The sequence below is a fragment of the Pseudoalteromonas fenneropenaei genome, from assembly GCF_042643375.1.
In the GTDB taxonomy this organism is placed as follows: Bacteria; Pseudomonadota; Gammaproteobacteria; order Enterobacterales; family Alteromonadaceae; genus Pseudoalteromonas; species Pseudoalteromonas fenneropenaei.
The window spans coordinates 1-1,163 of sequence record NZ_JBHRSD010000041.1; the positions used below are offsets into that span (position 1 = coordinate 1).

The following is a 1,163-nucleotide window of genomic DNA, read 5'->3' on the forward strand; positions in this document are numbered from 1 at the left end:
TTCAAAAAACGCATTTTGTCACTAGGACTGGTTATTTAGACTCTGACCATACGAGTTTCAACGACTTGGTGGAGCTAGGCGGGATCGAACCGCCGACCTCTTGCATGCCATGCAAGCGCTCTCCCAGCTGAGCTATAACCCCACTACTAAACTGTGATTTCGACATCACTTATCGCTGAGTGCGGGGCGCATTCTATGCAGACACAAAAACAAAGTCAACAAAATTTCTTAAAGAATTGTTCGACCGCTCCATTTTTCGCCACATTGCAATTAAAGCAATCAAATTGATTTAAATATGCACAAATACAGGGGTTTAGTTAAGCTGCGTATTGAGTTCGGCAGTTATAAATCTGAAGTTATTAACCCCCGCTCACCTCCCCTACTTGTAAATCTGTACTCTAAGCACTCACAAAATTACTCCTATATAGAGGCAATAGTTAGAATGCCATCAAATGGCTCATCGTTTAATGCGAGACTCTTTTGCTTGAAACTAGTTGCAGAGTTGCTTTGCTCTATACTTTTTGTGAATAACGAATTGTGACTATATAGAGGATAGAGGCAACTTTGTCTTTAAGTATAACTGCAGGTAAGAGGTGCGTTTTGTTACATATTAGCAGAACAACCAACCTTAACTAGATCTGCGCTCATTTGCACATTAAGGTGATAACTAAGCCAGATACCCCTCTTTATAATCCTTTGCTATATAGATGTGGGGTCTACCTAAACCTACAGCTAGATGTCGAAAAATTCGACTCTAAACCATCTTTCTCTGCAAAGTGGGTATAAATACTGGATAAAATCCGTACAAAAACTTTTCTGTCGGCAATTTTTCATTATTGTTCCGCAGAAATTTTGACCCATCGCGCTAATTTTGGTTATAAATCCCGCACATGGCGCATTTTTACGAAAACTGGGTATTGACTCTATTCCAACTCTCCCTATAATACCGCCCCACACGACGATGCAAATTGTCACAAAATGTGGGTTGTTAGCTCAGTTGGGAGAGCATCGCCCTTACAAGGCGAGGGTCACTGGTTCAAGTCCAGTACAACCCACCACATTTTGCGGTTAGTTTGAAGAACATAAAATTTTGTTTTTAGTCGTTATCTAGATGGGTTGTTAGCTCAGTTGGGAGAGCATCGCCCTTACAAGGCGAGGGTCAC

General features: G+C 41.3%; 2 tRNA genes. One reads left to right on the forward strand and one right to left on the reverse strand.

The features are described from left to right. Positions 1 to 66 precede the first annotated feature (66 nt). A tRNA-Ala gene (locus ACFOEE_RS18775) sits at positions 67 to 142 on the reverse strand. Between the two features lie 840 nt (positions 143 to 982). On the opposite strand from ACFOEE_RS18775, the gene ACFOEE_RS18780 reads away from it, so the two are divergent. After that, a tRNA-Val gene (locus ACFOEE_RS18780) sits at positions 983 to 1,058 on the forward strand. The last annotated feature ends 105 nt before the right edge of the window (positions 1,059 to 1,163 follow it).